Here is a 226-nt window from a genome sequence, read left to right on the forward strand (position 1 = left end):
CCGTGGGGATCGCGACGGGCCTGATCAATTCGCTCGCCCAGATCGGATCGTTCGTCTCGCCCACAGCGATCGGCGCCATCCTGCAAGCCACGGATCAGAACTATCAGACAGCCTTCCTGGCGATGATCGGCTGCGCCATCGTGACCCTCGCCGTGGCAGCAACGCTTCCGGCCGGAAGCAAGGAAGAGCTGGTCGCAGATCAAGCAATTCCAGGACTGGTGAAATG

At 61.5% G+C, this 226-nt stretch carries 1 pseudogene; it reads left to right on the forward strand.

Going from position 1 to position 226, the window contains the following annotated elements:
* Positions 1 to 226: pseudogene (locus AF337_RS25340) on the forward strand (MFS transporter); the annotation flags it as partial.

Origin of the sequence: Rhizobium ecuadorense, from assembly GCF_001187535.1 — a bacterium.
Taxonomy (GTDB): domain Bacteria; phylum Pseudomonadota; class Alphaproteobacteria; order Rhizobiales; family Rhizobiaceae; genus Rhizobium; species Rhizobium ecuadorense.